Below are 17,949 nucleotides of genomic sequence, written 5' to 3'. Positions count from 1 at the left end.
GGGCGCGGCCGGCCCGCCGGGGTCAGGACTCCAGCAGGCGGCCGCGCAGCCGCTCGCGCAGGGCCGGGGTGAGACCGAGCCCTTCGGAGAGGTAGGCGTCCACCCCGCCCCAGGTGCGGTCGATGGTGTCGAACGCCGCGTGCAGGTAGGCGGGACGGACCTCGAACAGGGGCGCGATCAGCTCCATCACCTCCGGCGACATCCCGTCGGCCGACTTCGGGGAGCGGTACACGCGGTAGCGGTGGTGCGGGGCGTTGGACTCCAGGTAGTCCGCCTCGATCGCGTCCCGCTCCACGCCCAGGGCCAGCAGCGTCACCGCGATCGACAGCCCGGCCCGGTCCTTGCCCGCCGCGCAGTGCATCAGGGCGGGGACGCTGTCCTCGGCCAGCGCGCGCAGCAGCCGGCCGTGCTCGGCGGTTCTGCCCCTGACGAGCACCCGGTACGAGGCGACCATCCGGGCCTCGGCCCGGCCGTCGCCGAGCGCCGCCCGGAGCTGCGCCAGGTCGCCCTCGCGCACCATCGTCCAGAACTCGGCGCCCTCCGCCGGGTCCGACAGCGGGATGTTCACGTTCCGCACGCCCGGCAGTTCCACGTCCGGGCCCTCCAGGGCCTGGTCGGCGGAGTTGCGGAAGTCGAAGACCGTGTGCAGGCCGAGCCGGGAGAGGAAGGCGGCGTCCTCCTCGGTCGCGTGCGCCAGGTGCCCGCTGCGGTAGAGCACGCCCTGCCGCACCCGCCGTCCGTCGACGGTCGGCAGGCCGCCGACGTCGCGGAAGTTGCGCACTCCTGCCAGTACGGGCTCCACGGTCTCGGACGTCACGGGTACTCCTTGTCCTGGGTTCTCTCCGGTGCTTCCGGGGCTCCGCGCGGGGCGGCGGGCCGCCCGCCGCGGCCGGCCGCCCCGCGCCGGCCAGTGCGACCCTACGGCATGCGGACGGGGGCCGGCCGGTGCGTGCGGCGGGCGGGCGGAGATGTGGAGATCCGGTGGAACGGTGGTGCCGGGAGCGGTACCGGCGCCGCTCCCGGGGGTGGGGTGGTGGACGTGGACGACGGACTGTTCCGGTGTCCGGTCCCAGGCGGTCGGCGACCGAGGTGGCGCCGGGCGCGGCGCACCCGCCCGGCCGTCCGGCGGTTCGCGCCGCGCGCGTGCCCCGGGGCGGCCGGATGCCGGTGCGCAGGTCTGCCCGGACCTGCGCCGGTGTCCGTAGGGCCACGCCCGCACCGCGCTGGACGGCGACGACGCGCCGGTCGAGCCGTTCCCCGCCCGGTCGAGCCGTTCCCCGCCCGGTCGGGGGAGTGGGCGCGGCGTGCGGTGGAGGAGGCGTACGGGGACGGGTCGTGCACCGTCCGGTACGGGACCGCGCGCGGCAACCTCCACCGGGGGAAGGTCCGCACGGGGGTGCGCCGCGACGGGGACGAGCCATCCCGCGCTCCCGTGGTCCCGTCCGGCGCCGGCGACACCCGCGTCTTCCGGCTCGGCGATCCCGAGGGCCGCGGCCGGCCCCGGACCGACGTCGAACCGCGCAGCGGCGACGCCTCCGTGTTCGGGGGTTCCCCGGGACCGGCCCGCCACGGCGCCCCGCGCGTCCTCCCGGGCACGGCGCCGCCGGGGCTGGCGGGTTGCGCGCACGACTTAACGTCACGGTCCGGGCACGGTAACTTGCCCCTGGCAAACCAGGGTTATGATCGTGCCGCCCGTCCACAGGGGGTCACGATGCTTTCACTCGTTGGGGGCTGGCGAAGGGTGGCGAATATGCCAACCCGGCCTGCGCCTCCGCCGGGTGACCACTAACGTTGCGGCGGTGCCACGAGAGCCGGTGAGCGCACCGGCCCGCCGAGACGACCTCAACGTTCCCGAGGACTGCGATGCCTGAGCCCCCGAGCTACGCGGTGCAACAAGGAAGGGGAAGTTCCGCTCCCATGTCCGTCGCCCCCCCTCCGGTCGGATCGCCCGGCCGCTCCGGTCCCCCCGCGTACGACGGCGCCCCCGGCGTCCCGCCCGGACAGGGAAAGCGCAGGAGGAAGCGGGGCGGTGGCACCGCGCACGACGGAGGACGGCGCAGGCGCCCCGCCCATGAGAACGCTCTCGACACCGCGCTGCGGCACCGCATGATCCGCCTCGCGGTCCTGCCCGCCGCCCTGGTCGCGGTCGCCGCCGCGGCGGTCGTCGCCTACGTGCTGCGGGCCCTGGGCGGAGTCCCGGCCGGGACCGCCACCGGACCCGACAGCGCCACCGTCTGGGGCGTGCTCGGCGGCGCGCTGCTGCTCGGCTGCGCCGTGGTCGTCGGCGCCGCGCTCTTCGCCTCCTCCGAGGCCCGCTCCACCGCCGAGCGCTACTCCCGGCTGCGGCACGCAGCGGCCCACAACCAGGCCGAACTCCAGACCATGCTGCACCGGCTCGAACAGGGCGAGTGGCTCCGGCCGCCCGTCCACGGCCCGCTGCCCGAGCCGGAGGACGACTCGCTCGGCCTCGTCGTCCACGACGTCACCCAGGCCCAGCGCGCCGCCGAACTGGCGCTGGTCCAGGCGGTCGCGCTGGTGCGCAGCAACGCCAGCGGCAGCGAGGAGAAGGTCGAGGTCTTCGTCAACCTCGCCCGCAGGCTCCAGTCCCTGGTGCACCGCGAGATCGAGCTGCTGGACGAACTGGAGAACGAGGTCGAGGACCCGGACCTGCTCAAGGGCCTCTTCCACGTCGACCACCTGGCCACCCGCATCCGGCGGCACGCCGAGAACCTCGCCGTCCTCGGCGGCGCGGTCTCCCGCCGCCAGTGGAGCCGCCCGGTCACCATGACCGAGGTGCTCCGCTCGGCCATCGCCGAGGTCGAGCAGTACTCCAGGGTCAAGCTGGTGCCGCCCATCGAGGGCACCCTGCGCGGCCACGCCGTCGCGGACGTCATCCACCTGCTCGCCGAACTGGTCGAGAACGCCACGGTGTTCTCCGCCCCCCAGACCCAGGTCCTGCTGCGCGCCCAGCGCGTCACCGCCGGTCTCGCCGTCGAGGTCGAGGACCGCGGCCTCGGCATGACGGCCGCCGAGCAGCACCGCATGAACGGGCTGCTGGCGGACCCCGACGGCGTCGACGTCGCCGAGCTGCTGCAGGACGGCCGCATCGGACTCTTCGTGGTCGCCGCGCTCGCGCGGCGGCACGGCATCACCGTCCAGCTCCAGACCAACATCTACGGCGGCACCCAGGCGGTGCTCGTCGTGCCCGACGCGGTCCTGGGCGAGGAGCGCGAGGAGTCCCGGCAGCGGCAGGTGCCCGCCGCCGCGGAGGCGGGCGCCGGCGGACACCTGCCGCTGCCGCCCGAGGCCGTCCGGCACGAGACGCCCCGTCAGGACGCCTACCACCACGAGGCGGTGCGGCCCGCGCCCCCGGCCGCCCCCGCGATGCCCCACCCGGCCCGGGCCCAGGCCCGGACCCCGCAGCCCACCGCGCCCGCTCCGCAGTCGGCGTACGTCCCCGGGGCCGTGCCGCCGGCCGGCACGGCGGGGATGCCGCACGCCGCCGCGCTGCCGCACCCGGGCGGCTTCGGCGAACCGGAAGGCGCCCCGACGGCCGGCGACCGGCCGCAGCTCCCGCGCCGCCGCCGCCAGGAACACCTCGTTCCCGAACTGCGCCAGTCCACGCGGGCCCCGGGGGCGTCGGACGGTCCCGAGGCCGAGCACAACCCGGGCCTGATGGCCGCCTTCCGCAGGGGGGCCAGCCTCGCCGAGGAAACCGACGACAACACCCCCCGCTAGTCCCCCCGCGCCCGGCTCTCACCCCAAGGAGAAGAACGCGATCATGGTGAGCGATGCCCCCATCGGCCAGACGACCGACCTGTCCTGGCTGCTGACCGGTCTCGTCCAGCGCGTGCCGCACACCCGCAGCGCCCTGCTGCTGTCCTCCGACGGTCTGGTGAAGGCCGCCCACGGCCTGGACACCGATACCGCCGACCACCTGGCGGCGCTGGCCTCGGGTCTGTACTCGCTGGCCCGCAGCGCCGGCATCCGCTTCGGCAGCGGCGGCGAGGTGCGGCAGGTGGTGGTCGAGCTCGACACCGCGCTGCTGTTCGTCTCGACGGCGGGGTCCGGCGCGTGCCTGGCCGTCCTCGCCGAGAGCGAGGCGGACGCCGCAGTCCTCGGCTACGAGATGGCGATGCTCGTCAAGAGCGTCCGACCGTATCTGGCCACACCGGCACGGCAGGCCGCGGGGCACTGACGGATGTCGGATCCCGAGGAGGGGTTGTGGCTGGACGACGCGGCCGGACGACTGGTCCGGCCGTACACCGTCAGCAACGGACGCACGCGCCCGACGGCCGACTTCAACCTGCTGACGATGGTGAGGTCCACCGGGGCCAAGCCGCAGAGCTATCTGGGGCCCGACCACGCCCAGGTACTGAGCCTGTGCGACGGACCGATGACCGTCGCCGAGATCGCCGCCCATGTGCGGCTGCCCGCCGTGGTCACCAAAGTGCTGCTCTCCGACCTGGTGGACTGCGGCGCGGTGACCACACGGGCCCCCATGCAGATGGGGGCGGACCCGACCGACCGAGAACTGCTGGAGGCGGTGCTGCATGGACTCCGTAAACGACTCTGATCCGTTTCCGACCGCCCTGAAGATCCTGGTCGCGGGCGGGTTCGGGGTCGGCAAGACGACCTTCGTGGGCGCCGTCAGTGAGATCGAGCCGCTGAGCACGGAGGAGCTGCTCACCCAGGTCAGCGCCGCCACGGACAGCCTGGAGGGGGTGGAGGACAAGCGGACCACCACCGTCGCCATGGACTTCGGGCGGATCACCCTCAGCGCCCGGCACGTGCTCTACCTGTTCGGCACCCCGGGCCAGGAGCGCTTCTGGTTCATGTGGGACGAGCTGTCCAACGGCGCGCTCGGCGCCGTGGTGCTCGCCGACACCCGGCGCCTGGACCAGTGCTTCGCCGCCGTGGACTACTTCGAGCGGCGCGGCATGGGGTTCATCGTCGCGGTCAACGAGTTCGACGGGGCCTACCGCTACCACCCCGACGAGGTCCGGGCGGCTCTCGACCTCAAGCCCGAGGTGCCGGTGGTGATGTGCGACGCCCGGCACGCCAGCTCCGGCACGCAGGTCCTCGTATCCCTTGTCCAGCATCTGATCGACTCAAGGAGCGGCCATGTCCCCCACGTCGTATGACCCCACCAGCCACCTGCTCCTCACCCCCGAGGACAACGACGCCCCGGCGCGGGTGGCGCGGCTGCGCGAACTGAACCTGGGGGACGCGCCGATCCCGGAGTTCGACGACTTCGCGCGCAGACTGGCGCAGATGACGGGCGCCCCCTACGCGATGGTCAACTTCATCGACGAGCACCGCCAGTACTTCGCGGGCCTCTACGCCCCGGGCTCCGACCAGACCGTGGAGCTGGGCCCCGCGCAGTCCTCCCCGCAGGTCGGCCGGGTGATGGACCGCGACCACGGCTACTGCCCGCACGTCATCGTGCGGCGCAAGGCCCTGGTGCTGGAGGACGTCTGCGACTACCCGCGCTTCGCCGGGAACCCGGTCGTGGACGAGATAGGCATCCGCTCCTACCTGGGCGCGCCCCTCATCGACCGCACCGGGGTGACGCTGGGCACGGTCTGCGTGGTGGCCCAGGAGCCGCGTCCGTGGGGCCGGCAGGGGCTGGAGACCATCAAGTCGATGGCCGCCGAGATGGTGGACCAGATCCACCGGCGCGAGCAGGGCGCCTGAGCGGAGTCTGTTCCGTGAGTGCCGCCGGCACCCACGGAACGGACGCGTCCGATGCGCGTCGCCGCCCGGCGCCCCTCCGCTCAGCGTCTGTTGAGCAGCGTCTCCAGCAGCCTCGTGCGGCGGGCGGGCTCCTCGGGGACGGTCTCGGGGTACAGCCCGGGCACCGGCTCGGGGAGCGGCGCGGGCTCCGTCCGCACCACGTCCGACAGTCGCTCGGACCACTGCCCCTTCGCCGTGCCCAGCGCCACCTCGCCCAGCCGCAGGCGCTGGACGTCGGAGGTGCCGGCGGGGGCGAAGATGTGGTGGGCGTCGCGCAGGTAGCGCTCGACGGGCCGGTCGGTGAACAGGCCCGCGGCGGCGTGGATCTCCATGGCGTCGCGCGCGGAGTCCAGGGCGTACTCCACGTTCACCAGCTTGGCGTTCATCAGCTCCGCGTCGCACGCCATGCCGCGGTCCAGCAGGTGCACCGCGTGGTAGGCGGCCAGCCGCGCGGTCATCAGCCGCGACTGCATCTGCCCCAGCTTCAGCTTGATGGAGCCCAGTTCGGCCAGGGGCGCGCCGTAGCGCTGCCGCTCGGCGCAGAACTCCGTCGTCTTCTCCAGGATGGCCTGGTGGATGCCGAGGGAGACGGCGGTGAGGTTGGCGCGCCCGTACAGGACGCTGGAGGAGTACGCCACGGACAGCCCGTCGCCCTCCTCGCCCAGCCGGTTGGCCGCCGGGACGCGGCAGTCGTCGAAGATCAGCTCCCCGAAGCTGAAACCGTGCAGTCCCATCGCGGGCTTCTGCGGACCCAGCGAGAAGCCGGGCCGGTCGGACTCCACCAGGAAGGCGGACAGCCCCTTGGAGCCCGGCCCGGTGCGCACCACGACGCCGTGCAGGTCGCCGACGTGGCTGTTGCCGACGAAGACCTTGCGGCCGTTGAGGACGTAGTCGTCGCCGTCGCGGACGGCGGTGCTGGTCATGCCGAGGACGTGGCCGCCGGACTCCGGCTCGGTGACGGCGATGGTCGGCAGGCAGTCACCGGAGGCGACGGCGGGCAGCCACTGCTCCTTCTGCTCCTCGTTGCCGAAGTGGATGATCTTGGCGACGCCGAGCTGCGACGCCTGGACCATGGCGCCCATCGCACCGCTCACCCGGGCGAGTTCCTCGATGACGATGGTCTTGGCGAGGTGGCCGGCGCCCATGCCGCCGTACGTCTCGGGGACGGTCACGCCGATCCACCCCTGGCGGGCGATCAGCCGGGACAGCTCGTGGGAGACCGAACGCGACTCCTCCATCTCGGGTATCCGCGGTTCGACCTCCCGTTCCGCGAACTCCCTCACCTGCAGACGCAGGTCCCTGTGCCGCTGGTCGGCGAAGTAACCATCCATGACGAGCCCTCTTCTGCTGTACGCCCCCGCTTGCCTGCCAGGCGGGGATGGAGCATCTGCAGTGGTCCCGCCCCGTTCGGCCGACACCACCAACATCGTCTCCGGCGTGTAGGTCATTTCAAGATCACCCCGGGACATTGGCCGAAAATATGCCAATGAACCATGCAGGGTGCCCTTCGCGGGGGGTGGCAGGTTGAGTTGAACATGATGAAGGATGAACGAATTACCCGGGAGCACTACCCAGAGGCATAGCCCAACCACACGCCGGTTCCGTGTCGCCGACATCACACCGCTGGTTTCACCGTCCGCGTGCGAGCCGGCGTCCCGTCATGTTATGGACGCCGCCCCTGCGGCGGCTCCGCCCGGCGGGGCCGAACGGGCCCCGCGCCGCCGCCGGTTCGCACGCCGGGCCCGCGGGGGCGTCCGTACCGGCGGCGCGGGCGCCGTCAGGCCGCGGCGCGGGCGGTGAAGCCGGTGATCCGGTCCCGCAGCGAGCGCGGGTCCAGGCCGTGGGCCGCCAGGTGTTCGGGGAGCGTGCCGTAGCGGCGCAGCTCGGCCCGCGCGGTGCCCAGGCCGAGCACCCGGTGCGGGACGTCGGAGAGGGCCGCCGCGGCGGCCGCCGCGGAGGTGCCCGCCAGGTACGGCTCGACCAGGACGACCTCGGGCGCGGGCGAGTCCGCGACGGCCGCCCGCAGCGCGGCTCCGTCGAAGGGGCGGATGGTGGCGGCGTACAGGACCGTCGCGTCCAGCCCCTCGACGGCGGCGAGGACGTCGTCCAGCATCGGGCCGACCGCGACCACCGCGGGCGCCCCGGGCCCGCCGCGCCGCACCGTCAGGAAGCCCTCGCCGGTGACCGGCCGGGGGCGGGCGTTGGTCTGCGCCGACAGCCGGACGTACACCCTGTCGTCCCCGCCGGGGCCTCCCGCGTACGCGTGGCGCAGCAGGGTCTCGGCCTCGTCGGGGTGGCCGGGGACGTGGACGGTCCAGCCGTCCAGGGTGTCCAGCAGCGCCACGTCGCCCGGCGCCATGTGGGTGAAGCCGCCGGCGGGCCAGTCGTAGGAGCCCCCGGCGCTCACCAGCACCCCGCCCACCCCCTGGTGGCCGAAGTCCAGCTTCAGCTGCTCGAAGGGGCGCTCGACCAGGAAGGAGGCGAAGGTGTGCAGCACCGGGCGCATCCCGGTGAGGGCCAGCCCGCCGCCCACGCCGACCAGCAGTTGCTCGCGGATGCCGACGTTGACCACCCGGTCCGGGTGGCGCTCGGCGGCCCGGCGGAAGCCGTCCGCGCCGATCTCGGCGAGGACGACCGCGAGCCGCGGGTCCTCGTCCAGCAGGCGGGAGGTGACGGAGGCGAAGCGCTCGCGCATCGTGTCCGGTGCCGTGTCCGGCGTCTCGTCCGGCGTCTCGTCCATGTGAGGTCTCTTCTCTTCGGTTCTCTTCGGTTCTTCTCGGTTCTCTTCGGTGGGCGGCCGGGACCCGGTCAGGCCCGCTTGGGCTCGACCCGCGCGATCACGGCGTGCGGGCGTCCGGGGTGCGGCCGGGTGTACGCGGCGTACAGCGCCTCGTGGTCGCGGCCGTCCGCGGTCGCCGTCGACCAGCCCGCGGCCGTGAAGCGGGCGGCGATGCCGCCGGGCAGGGCGTGGGAGGCGGAGGAGTTGTCGATCACCAGGGTGTGCAGCCGGTCGAGCCCGGTGGCGCCCGCGAAGGCGATCGCCTCGTGGTTGCTGCCCTCGTCCAGTTCGGCGTCCCCCACCAGCACCCACACCCGCGGATCGATCGCCCCCCGGGCGCGCAGTCCGAGCGCGGTCCCCACGGCCAGCGGCAGCCCGTGCCCGAGCGAGCCGCTGCCGATCTCCACCCCGGGGACCAGTGTCCGGTCCGGGTGGTGGCCCAGCGGGGAGCCGTAGGAGCCGAAGCCGGGCAGCCACGCGACGGGGAAGAAGCCGCGGGCGGCGAGCACGGCGTAGTAGGCCATGGGGCCGTGCCCCTTGGAGAGCAGGAAGCGGTCCCGTCCGGGGTCCTCCGGGCGGGCGGGGGAGATCCGCAGCACCCGGTCGTAGAGCACCCAGAGGGCGTCCAGGGTGGAGGTGGCGGCGGCGTCGTGCTTCTCGTCGCCGGTCATCAGGGACATCAGCCCGGGCAGATCGGCGTACGCGCGGCCCTCGCGCGGCGCGGGAGCGGGGGTGTGCGGCGGTGTCGCGGTCGTCATGGGAAGAGGCTGCAATCTCAAGCCGACTTGAGGTCAAGCGGCTATGCTCGGCGCCATGACCGACCGAGACGGACGCCTCGCCATCGGGGAGTTGGCCGCCCGCTCCGGGCTCGCCCCCTCCGCCCTGCGCTACTACGAGGAGCTGGGCCTGATCCACTCCGAGCGGACCGCGGGCAACCAGCGCCGCTACCCGCGCACCGCACTGCGCCGGGTCGCCTTCGTGCGGGCCGCCCAGCGGGTGGGCCTGTCCCTGGAGGAGGCCCGGGCCGCGCTGGACCGGCTGCCCGTGGAGCGGGCGCCCAGCGCCACCGAGTGGAACGCCGTGGCCCGCACCTGGCAGCGGCGGATCGACGAGCGGATCGCCGGGCTGGAGCGGCTGAGGGAACGGCTGACCGGGTGCATCGGCTGCGGCTGCCTCAGCCTGCGCAAGTGCGGCCTGTACAACCCGGGCGACACCGCGGGCTCGTACGGTCCGGGCGCCCGCTATCTGATGGAGGAGGTCCCGCCGGATCCGGCGGAGGTCTCCGGGGAGGCCGCACGGGAAGGCGGACGGGAGCCGGGACGGCAGCGCCGCCCCTGACGCGGCGCGGCCGGGGTTTCCCCCGGCCGCGCGCGGGCACTCGCGCAGCGCGAGAGACCCCGGGAGGTTGAGAGATGGCCGACATCTCCGAACTGGAGCTGGACGCCCTGTGGGACGAGTTCCACACCGCGGTGAACATGACGTCGAACGAACTGGCGGCCTGGCTCAGGACGAGCGACGCCGGCGAGCGGACCGAGGCGCTGCCGGAGCAGGCCGGGGCCGAGCAGGGGCGGCACGTGCTGGCGATCCTGCAGAAGCGCCGCATGGACCTCACCGACGACGACATCGCGGTGATGCGCGAGGTCGTCGACACCGTCGACGCCGAACGCGAGCGCGTACGCGTCGCGGAGGCGGTGCAGGACCCCGAGTGGCGCCACCGGATGATGTCGATGGGGCACGACCCCGTCAGGGCGTCCTGACGCCCCCGCGCCCCCCGCGCCCCCCGCGCCCTCCGCCCCGGCCGGCGCGGGCGCCGTCACTGCCCCGCCGCGACCGGCAGCGCCTGCGACGACAGGCGCTCCGGCGGCCCGGGCCGGGCGTAGTACCAGCCCTGCGCGGAGTCGCAGCCCAGCTTCCGCAACTGGTCGGCCTGGGCCGCCGTCTCCACGCCCTCGACCGTCACGGCCAGGTCCAGGGCGTGCGCCAGCGAGACGATGCCCTCGACGACCTTGAGGTCGACCGGGTCGGCCGGCTCCTGCTGGAGACCCCGGGTGAAGGAGCGGTCCAGTTTCAGGGTGGTCGCGGGCAGCCTGCGCAGGCTCGCCAGGTTCGAGTAGCCGGTGCCGAAGTCGTCCAGGGCGATCCGCACCCCCAGGTCGGCGAGCCGGCGTAAGGGCTTCAGCTCCGCGTCGTCGGCGCGGATCAGGGCGCTCTCGGTGACCTCCAGGCAGAGCGAGGACGGGTCGAGCCCGGCGCTCTCCAGCACGGCCACGGTCTCGGCGACCAGCTCCGGGTGGTGCAGCTGCCGCGGCGAGAGGTTGACGTTCACCCGCAGCGGCCGGGCGCCGCCGATGCCGCGCACCTGCCACTCGCAGGCCTGCCGCACCGCCTGCTCCAGCACCCAGCGGCCGAGCGGCACGATCAGCCCGGTGTGCTCGGCCAGCGGGATGAAGCGGTCCGGCCCCAGCACGCCGTGGCGCGGATGGGCCCAGCGCACCAGGGCCTCGGCGCCCTCCACGCTGCCGTCCTCCATCCGCACCAGCGGCTGGTACTCGATGAAGAACTCCTCGCCCTCCAGCGCGGCGGGCAGATGGGTGGTCAGCATGTGGCGGCTGATGGTGCGGGCGTCGGAGTCGGGGTCGGCCAGCTCGTAGCGGTTGCCGCCCCTGGCCTTGGCCCGGTACATGGTGATGTCCGCGCTGCGCAGCACCTCCGCCGGGGTCAGCTCCCCGACCGGGCCCTCGACGACGCCGATGCTGGCGCGCACCGGCAGCTCCCGGCCGGCCAGCTGGATCGGGCAGGAGAGCGCGTCCAGCGCCCGCTGGGCCAGGTCGGTCACCTCCGAGCGCGACACGGGGTCGCTGACCAGCGCCACGAACTCGTCGCCGCCGATCCGCGCCACCATGTGGCGCTGCGAGGCCACGCAGCTCTCCAGCCGCTCGGCCACGTTCACCAGCAACTGGTCGCCGACGGCGTGGCCCAGGCTGTCGTTGACTGTCTTGAAGCCGTCCAGGTCCAGGTAGCACAGCCCGATCCGGGCGGTGCCGGAGTCGGGGGAGAGGGCGTGCTCCAGCCGCTCGAAGAACAGGGTGCGGTTGGGCAGGTCGGTCAGCGCGTCGTGGGTGGCCTCGTAGCGCAGCCGCAGGTGCAGCAGGCGGCGCTCGGTGATGTCCTCCATCAGCGCCAGCATGTAGCGCGGCTCGCCCGCGGGGTCGCGCAGCAGCGAGACGGTCAGGTTGGTCCACAGCACGGTGCCGTCGCTGCGCGTGTACGGCTTCTCCACCCGGTAGTGGTCGCGCTCGCCGCGCACCAGCTCCTCGTGGACCCGCCAGACGCCCGGTGCGTCGTCGGGGTGGACCCAGTCCGAGACCCTGCGGCTGCGCACGTGGTGCTCCGAACCGCCGAACATCCGGGCGAGCGCGCTGTTGACGTCGAGGATGTTCCCGTCCATGTCGGCGATCCCGATGCCGACCGTGGCCCCCTCGAAGACCGCCCGGAAACGGGTCTCGCTCTCGTGGAGGGCCTTCTCGGCGGTCTCGCGCGCCGCGAGCGCGGACCGGGCCAGCGCCTCCTGCTCGGAGCGGGTGCGCTCCTGCAGGGCGCGGGCGAATCCGGCCGAGACGGCGTGCTGGAGCCGGGCGCAGCGGGCCCGTCCCTCCTCGGTGGGCAGCACCGCCGGATCGCTGCAGTACAGCAGCAGGTAGGCGTCCACCACGCCGAGCACCTGCGGCAGCGCCTCGGGGGCCGTGCAGTGCGCCTCGACGAGGGCCGCCCCCACGCCGCGTCCCGGCGAGGGGTCGAAGGGGCGGGCGTGCAGCGCCTCGCCGAGCACGCGCGCCAGGGGGAGGAGGTAGTCCTCGAACTCGGCGCGGGTCATCGAGGTGGCCGTGGCGGGGTAGACCGCGCGGCTCCAGATCCTGGCGAAGCGGCGGTGCCCGTCGTGCGGGTCGCCGGGGGCCTCCGGTGCGAGGGGGCGGCCGGAGGCGGGCCCCTGGGACGTCTGACTCACGCCTTGCGTCCCACTCCGCCGAAGCCGGTGAAGACCACGGGGTCCTCCTGGTCCACCGGCCCCTCCGGGCGCCAGTTCGGCATGGAGACCAGGCCGGGCTCGACCATCTCGAAGCCGTCGAAGAACCGTTCCACCTCACGGCGCGAGCGCATGATCAGCGGCGAGCCGATGTTGCGGTAGACGCCCTCGACCTCGTCCCCCTGCTCGGGTCTGCGCGGGCCGCCCTCGACCGAGGCGTGGGTGAGGACCAGCAGGCTGCCGGGGGCGAGCGCGTCGCGCAGCTCGGCCACCCTCGCCCACGGGTCGTCGGCGTCCTCCAGGAAGTGCAGCAGCGCCACCAGCAGCAGGGCCACCGGCCGGTCCAGGTCGAGCAGGCGGCCGACCTCCTCGCTCCCGATGATGTCCCCGGGCCTGCGGAAGTCGGCGGCGACGACGCCGGTGCGCTCCTCCTGGCCCTTCAGGACCGCCCTGCTGTGGGCGACGGCGACGGGGTCGTTGTCGACGTAGACCACCCTGGCCCCGGGGGCGGCGGCCTGCGCGACCTCGTGGACGTTGCCGAAGGTGGGGATGCCGGAGCCGATGTCGAGGAACTGGGTGATGCCCCGGTCCGCGGCGAAGCGGACGGCCCGGCGCATGAACGCGCGGTTGGCCTGCATGATCTTCGGCAGCCCCGGGAAAACCTCGATGGCCCGCCGGGCGGCCTCCCGGTCGGCCTCGAAGTTGTGCGACCCGCCCAGGTAGTAGTCGTAGATACGGGAAACGCTCGGAACGGACAGATCTATGTCCTGTGGAGCCCAGGCGGGACGCTCCATCAAAGTCTCCAACCGGTCGGTGAATATGACAGGGACTCCTGAGGCTACTGATCCCAGGCGAACAGGTACACGGATACGAGACGCCGACGTTCCGGCAGCAACCCGCTACGTATAGCTTGCCCCGGTTCCTCCGTCGGGATAATCGTGGGAGCCGCCGGGTTTTCGCGGTCCGCCCACCGGACACCCGGGGCGGATGAGTACCACCGACCACGACGAACTCCCGTTCCCCGACTACGACCACCTCTCCGCGGGCGAGCTGGGGCACCGGATCCGGTCCCTGTCGCACGAGGACCTGGAGCAGCTGCTCCGTTACGAGCGCGAACACGCCCACCGCACCCATGTGATCGCGCTGCTGACGTCCCGCCTGCACCAGCTGGAGGAGGGCAGTCCGCGGTCCCCCGGCAGCTCCGTGCCGCCCACCGGACCGGAGGGCCGGCCCGGCGGATCCCCGGTCAGCCCGGCGACCTCGCCGGAGCCGTACAACCCGCCCCCGCACGGCACCCCCGACCAGCCCGCCAAGCCGGTGGGCGACCGCTTCCGGTAGCGGCCGCCCCGCGGGCGCGCCCCCGGGGGCCTGTCCCCGCCCCCGGGGGTTCCGGCCTGTCCGGATCCTGTCCCGTCCCTGCCCGGGCCCGTCCCGGACCCGGCCGGGGCTCAGGACTCCCGGGCGCGGCTGGAGGGCAGCAGCTCGCGGATGTCCGGCGGCAGGACGTGGCCGACCTTGAGCATCAGCTCGGGGGAGACCGCCGCGTCCAGCACCTCCAGCACCGCCGTCGCCTCCCGCACGGCGGTGTCCTCCGACGCGCGGGACCGCCAGGCCACCCGCCCGGCGAAGGTGGTCAGGTCGAACGGCTCGCCGTGGGTGCGGGCGTCGGCCCGGCGCTGCGGCGAGGTCTCGTGCCCGGCCACCACCCGGCGCAGCGACTCGGCCGCCTCCCCGGGCAGTTGGGCGGCCAGATGGTCGGCCACACCGTCCGGGATCCGCTCCGCCAGCGTCTCCAGCGTGGCCCGCAGGGCCCGTTCCGCCGCCTGCCGGTCGGGCAGGTCCGCGTGCGCCTGGACCTGGCCGGTGAGCTCCTCGTACCGCATGCTCGGCACCCCTCTCGGTGTCTGTCGGGGTCTGTCAGGTTCTGTCGGGGGCTTCCCGGTGACCGTCGGTGGCAGCCGGCGACCGCCGGGGCCTCCCGGGTCCTCCCGCGCCCTTCCGCACGGGCCGGCGGGGCCGCGGTCCCCACGGGGCGGGTGACCCTCCGGTGCGCATCGACACCTGCCGTTTCCGTGACGGACGGAGGGGAACCCGTTACAAACCGGATCAATCGGAGGTGAGAAACGTGCCAGCACGGAAGGAGCTTCCGTCGACCCTGGAGCGCTCCCCCGAGGAGGCGCAGCGCACCTGGATCAAGGCCCACGACTCCGCAGTGGAGGAGTACGGAGAGGGCCGGCGCGCCCACATGACGGCCTACGGCGCCCTCAAGCACACGTTCGAGAAGGTGGGCGACCACTGGGAGCGCAAGGAGGGCGGCCGCAAGGGACCCTCCGACGAGCGGGCGGCCCGCCCGCGCGGCAAGGGCGGGCGCAGCGGTGAGGGCGTCGACGAGAACGCCAGCAAGGAGCACCTGTACTCCATCGCCCGGCGGCTGGACATCAACGGACGCTCCCGGATGAGCAAGGACGAGCTGCTGCGGGCCATCCGCAAGGCCAACCGCTCCGCGACCCGCGAGGCGCGCTCCTAGAACGCGCCCCGCGCCCCGGCGGGGTACCGGCTCCTGCGGCGTCCGCCGGTACCCCGCCGGTACCCCGCCCGCCGCTCCGCAGCCTCAGTCGACGTACCGGCGGGCGGCGGAGCGGCGCTGTTCCTCCTCCAGCAGCCGCAGCCGCTCCTCGACCTCCCCCGGCACCACCCGGCGCTCGCGCAGCACCCACGGCAGCCCCGCCAGCGCCCGCCCGAACGCCCGCGCCGACGCCGCGTCGCGCGGTACGGTGCGCGCCAGGCGCCAGGTGCGGCGCAGCGCCGCGGGCAGCGGACGGCGGAGCCAGCCGAACCACAGCGTGTTGCGCAGCCCGTCCTCCCGGCGCGCGGTGGCGTCCCGCACGGCCGAGGGCGCGTGGTGGACCGTCAGCTCCTCGGCGTAGGCCAGCCACCAGCCGCGCACCATCAGATCGGTGGCCAGCAGCTCCTCCTCGCCGCCCAGCCACAGCCGGGGCGAGAAGCCGCCCGCCTCCCGGAAGGCGCCGGCGCGCAGCACCGTCGCCGCGGCCAGGAACGAGCCCAGGGCCGGGCCGGGCAGCCATTCGGGGCCGGGGACGGGCGAGTCGCGCAGCTCGGCGACGATCGGGTCCTCGGCGCCGCCGGGCTCCACCACGATGCGCGCGGTGACCGCCGCCAGCCGCGGGTGCGCGTCGAGCAGGTCGGCGGCCCTCCCCAGCGAGCCCGGCTCCCACCAGGAGTCGTCGTCGCAGAAGGCCACGTACGGCGTGGTCACGCGCTCCACCGCCACATTGCGCCCCACCGCGCCCAGGTTCCGCTCCGCCCGCAGCAGCCGCACCCACGGATGGACGCGCGCGACGGTCTCGGCGGTGCCGTCCGCCGAGGCGTTGTCGACGACGAGGACCGGGGGCCGCTCGGGCAGTTCGGCCAGCCGGCCCAGGGTGCGCAGCAACTCCTCCCGGCGGTTGTGGGTGATCACCACGACCGAGACCCGGGTGTCGGCGTCCCGGGTCCCTTCGGTGCGGACGTGCTCGGCGGTCTCGGCGGGCTCAGGGGCCACGGTGCTGTCCTTCCACACGGCGTGCGGCTTCCTCGACGTACGGCGGCAGGGGCCTGCGGGCGCGCACCGCCGACGGCAGCCGGGCCAGCGCGCCGAGCAGGGCGCGGCGGGCGTCCGGGTCGCGGCGGGCCCGCGCGGCCAGCACCCCGGTGCGGCCCAGCGCCAGCGACAGCGGGCGGCGCAGCCAGGCGGTGAGCAGTTCGTTGCGGAGCACCCGGGCGCCGCGCCCGGACCGCGGCGAGGGATCCGGATGGTGGCGGGCGACGACCTCGGGGCAGTGGGCGACCCCCCAGCCCCGGGCGGCCAGGTCGTAGGCCAGCAGGGTCTCCTCGGCGCCGAAGAACAGCAGCGGGTGGAATCCCCCGGCGTCCAGGAACGCCGACCGCCGCACCACCGAGGCGCACCCCAGGAAGCCCAGCACCTGCGGGCCGGGCAGGTCCCGGGCGGGACCCAGCGGGGACTCCTCCAGCAGGACGTTGAGCGGGTCGGGCTCCTCCTCGGGCCCCACCAGGGTGCGGGCGGCGATCAGCCCGAGACGCGGGTGGGCCTCCAGCAGGTCGGCGGCCCTCCGCAGCGAGCCCGGCTCCCACCAGGAGTCGTCGTCGCTGAAGGCCACGTACGGCGTCTCCATCGCCGCCAGCCCCAGGTTGCGGGCGATCGCGCCGCGGTTCTCGGGCAGCGGCATCAGCGCCACCTGCGGGAAGAGCACCGAGACCATGGTGCGGGTGTGGTCGGTCGAGGCGTTGTCGACCACCAGCACCGGCGGTCGCTCGGGCAGTTCGGTCAGCACGCGCAGCGTGCGCGCGAGGCTGTCGGCGCGGTCGCGGGTGGCGATGACCACGCCGATCGGCGAGTCGTTCACGCGGCACGCACCTCCGGCAGCCGGGACAGCGCGGCCAGTACCTCCTCCGGCCGGATGCGCAGCAGCAGGGGGTCGGGGCGGCGGCCGTGGGGGTCGCCGGGCGGGCCCGGGTGCCACAGCACCCGGTGGCGCTCCAGCGGCGGCGGGCCCCACAGCGCGGGCGACACCGGCCCGAAGAGGGTGACCGACGGGGTGCCGTAGGCCACCGCCAGATGGGCCACGCCGGTGTCGCCGCTCACCACGGCCGAGGCGCCGGCGACCAGGGCGGCCAGCCGCTCCAGCGGCGGCGCGCCGTGGACGTCGGCGTCGGGCAGTCCGGCCAGCTTGGCCAGCCGCGCCAGCAGGTCGTACTCCCGGGCCCCGCCCGTGACCACCACACGGCACCCGGCGCGCCGCAGCTCCCCGGCCACGGCCGCGTACCGCTCGACGGGCCAGCACCGCGCCGGCGAGCCCGCGCCGGGGTGGAGCAGCACCGCACCCGGGGCGGGGGAGGCCACGGCGGGCGGCGGCAGGCGCAGGTCGGCGGGGTCGGCGGGGATGCCGTACCAGGCCAGGAAGCGGCACCAGCGGTCCCGCTCGTGCTCCTCGGCGTACCACTCGGGGCCGTCCTCGGCGGCGAACGCCAGCAGGCGGCGCGGGTTCAGGGCCGCGAGGGCCCGCATGCTCTCCGGCCCCTTGCCGTGCAGGTCGATGGCGATCTCCGGTGGAGGTCCCTGCCAGCCGGTGATCCCGGGGACGGCGCGGCCGGGCGCCGAGGCGGGCAGCAGGGTGTCCACCGCGCCGCTCAGCTCGGCGGGCACGGCCAGCTCCGGGGGAGCGGCGAGCACGGTCTCGTGGCCCGGGAACGCCCGGCGCAGCGCCCGCAGGGCGGGCACCCCGGCCAGCAGGTCGCCCAGGCCCAGCGCGCGCAGCACCAGCAGCCGGGGCAGGTGCGGGGCGCCCGCGGAGCCGTTCACGGGGGTGGTCGACCGGCTGTTCACCGTGCC

19 protein-coding genes are annotated in these 17,949 nt (G+C 74.6%); 9 read left to right on the top strand and 10 right to left on the bottom strand.

The genetic code is table 11. The annotated features are described in order from the left end of the window. Positions 1-22: 22 nt before the first annotated feature. A complete protein-coding gene (locus tag QC029_RS03325) occupies positions 23-817 on the bottom strand; it encodes a tyrosine-protein phosphatase (RefSeq protein ID WP_279553812.1) in 795 nt (264 codons plus the stop codon). Positions 818-1,917: 1,100 nt separating this feature from the next. On the opposite strand from QC029_RS03325, the gene QC029_RS03320 reads away from it, so the two are divergent. Genes QC029_RS03320 through QC029_RS03300 form a run of 5 tightly spaced genes read left to right on the top strand, consistent with a single transcriptional unit; the run spans position 1,918 to position 5,697 of the window. Beyond that, a complete protein-coding gene (locus tag QC029_RS03320; RefSeq protein WP_279553811.1) occupies positions 1,918-3,738 on the top strand; it encodes a sensor histidine kinase KdpD in 1,821 nt (606 codons plus the stop codon). A 43-nt stretch (positions 3,739-3,781) separates the two neighbouring features. Next, positions 3,782-4,198: a roadblock/LC7 domain-containing protein gene (locus QC029_RS03315; RefSeq protein WP_279553810.1), complete on the top strand. Its 417-nt coding sequence runs from the start codon at positions 3,782-3,784 to the stop codon at positions 4,196-4,198. Between the two features lie 3 nt (positions 4,199-4,201). Beyond that, positions 4,202-4,576 (top strand): DUF742 domain-containing protein, encoded by a 375-nt coding sequence (locus QC029_RS03310; RefSeq protein ID WP_279553809.1) that lies wholly within the window; start codon positions 4,202-4,204, stop codon positions 4,574-4,576. Beyond that, entirely contained in the window at positions 4,554-5,144 is a 591-nt protein-coding gene (locus QC029_RS03305) for an ATP/GTP-binding protein (protein ID WP_279553808.1), read from the top strand. Before QC029_RS03310 ends, QC029_RS03305 begins: the two co-directional genes overlap by 23 nt. Then, positions 5,125-5,697: a GAF domain-containing protein gene (locus tag QC029_RS03300; RefSeq protein WP_279553807.1), complete on the top strand. Its 573-nt coding sequence runs from the start codon at positions 5,125-5,127 to the stop codon at positions 5,695-5,697. The genes QC029_RS03305 and QC029_RS03300 overlap by 20 nt, the downstream gene beginning before the upstream one ends. Before the next feature lie 80 nt (positions 5,698-5,777). Here the strand turns inward: QC029_RS03300 and QC029_RS03295 are convergent, their stop codons facing one another. The 3 genes from QC029_RS03295 to QC029_RS03285 all read right to left on the bottom strand — a co-directional run bounded on the left by QC029_RS03295 (position 5,778) and on the right by QC029_RS03285 (position 9,273). Next, a complete protein-coding gene (locus QC029_RS03295; RefSeq protein WP_279553806.1) occupies positions 5,778-7,067 on the bottom strand; it encodes an acyl-CoA dehydrogenase family protein in 1,290 nt (429 codons plus the stop codon). Positions 7,068-7,513: 446 nt separating this feature from the next. After that, on the bottom strand, positions 7,514-8,476 hold the full coding sequence (locus QC029_RS03290; protein WP_279553805.1) for a transketolase family protein: 963 nt from the start codon (positions 8,474-8,476) through the stop codon (positions 7,514-7,516). Between the two features lie 68 nt (positions 8,477-8,544). Then, complete coding sequence (locus tag QC029_RS03285) at positions 8,545-9,273, bottom strand: transketolase (protein WP_279553804.1); 729 nt, start codon at positions 9,271-9,273, stop codon at positions 8,545-8,547. 55 nt (positions 9,274-9,328) lie between these two features. On the opposite strand from QC029_RS03285, the gene soxR reads away from it, so the two are divergent. Next, positions 9,329-9,853 carry a redox-sensitive transcriptional activator SoxR gene (gene soxR / locus QC029_RS03280; RefSeq protein WP_279553802.1) on the top strand — a complete coding sequence of 175 codons (525 nt, stop codon included), beginning with the start codon at positions 9,329-9,331 and terminating at the stop codon, positions 9,851-9,853. Between the two features lie 74 nt (positions 9,854-9,927). Further along, a complete protein-coding gene (locus QC029_RS03275; protein WP_279553801.1) occupies positions 9,928-10,272 on the top strand; it encodes a DUF3140 domain-containing protein in 345 nt (114 codons plus the stop codon). 56 nt (positions 10,273-10,328) lie between these two features. On the opposite strand, the gene QC029_RS03270 is transcribed toward QC029_RS03275, so the two are convergent. Both QC029_RS03270 and QC029_RS03265 read right to left on the bottom strand, forming a co-directional pair. Next, a complete protein-coding gene (locus QC029_RS03270; RefSeq protein ID WP_279553957.1) occupies positions 10,329-12,428 on the bottom strand; it encodes a bifunctional diguanylate cyclase/phosphodiesterase in 2,100 nt (699 codons plus the stop codon). An 89-nt stretch (positions 12,429-12,517) separates the two neighbouring features. Further along, positions 12,518-13,333, bottom strand: coding sequence for an SAM-dependent methyltransferase (locus tag QC029_RS03265; RefSeq protein ID WP_279553800.1), 816 nt, complete (start codon positions 13,331-13,333; stop codon positions 12,518-12,520). Positions 13,334-13,526: 193 nt separating this feature from the next. Here QC029_RS03265 and QC029_RS03260 point away from each other — a divergent pair, with 193 nt between their 5' ends. Next, complete coding sequence (locus QC029_RS03260) at positions 13,527-13,877, top strand: hypothetical protein (RefSeq protein ID WP_279553799.1); 351 nt, start codon at positions 13,527-13,529, stop codon at positions 13,875-13,877. A gap of 110 nt (positions 13,878-13,987) precedes the next feature. Here QC029_RS03260 and QC029_RS03255 read toward each other — a convergent pair whose 3' ends face one another. Next, on the bottom strand, positions 13,988-14,422 hold the full coding sequence (locus QC029_RS03255) for a DUF2267 domain-containing protein (protein WP_279553798.1): 435 nt from the start codon (positions 14,420-14,422) through the stop codon (positions 13,988-13,990). 242 nt (positions 14,423-14,664) lie between these two features. Here QC029_RS03255 and QC029_RS03250 point away from each other — a divergent pair, with 242 nt between their 5' ends. Further along, positions 14,665-15,066 carry a ChaB family protein gene (locus QC029_RS03250; protein WP_279553797.1) on the top strand — a complete coding sequence of 134 codons (402 nt, stop codon included), beginning with the start codon at positions 14,665-14,667 and terminating at the stop codon, positions 15,064-15,066. Positions 15,067-15,150: 84 nt separating this feature from the next. Here the strand turns inward: QC029_RS03250 and QC029_RS03245 are convergent, their stop codons facing one another. The 3 genes from QC029_RS03245 to QC029_RS03235 are packed head-to-tail and all read right to left on the bottom strand — an operon-like array spanning position 15,151 to position 17,943. Continuing rightward, positions 15,151-16,101: a glycosyltransferase family 2 protein gene (locus QC029_RS03245; RefSeq protein ID WP_279553796.1), complete on the bottom strand. Its 951-nt coding sequence runs from the start codon at positions 16,099-16,101 to the stop codon at positions 15,151-15,153. Continuing rightward, complete coding sequence (locus tag QC029_RS03240) at positions 16,091-16,963, bottom strand: glycosyltransferase family 2 protein (protein WP_279553795.1); 873 nt, start codon at positions 16,961-16,963, stop codon at positions 16,091-16,093. Before QC029_RS03240 ends, QC029_RS03245 begins: the two co-directional genes overlap by 11 nt. Further along, complete coding sequence (locus tag QC029_RS03235) at positions 16,960-17,943, bottom strand: glycosyltransferase family 9 protein (protein ID WP_279553794.1); 984 nt, start codon at positions 17,941-17,943, stop codon at positions 16,960-16,962. Before QC029_RS03235 ends, QC029_RS03240 begins: the two co-directional genes overlap by 4 nt. Between the last annotated feature and the right edge of the window lie 6 nt (positions 17,944-17,949).

It is taken from the genome of Streptomyces sp. DH37 (assembly GCF_029813835.1).
Classification (GTDB): Bacteria; Actinomycetota; Actinomycetes; order Streptomycetales; family Streptomycetaceae; genus Streptomyces.
Note: the sequence above shows the minus strand (reverse complement) of the source record. Positions and strands in the feature narration are given on the sequence as shown.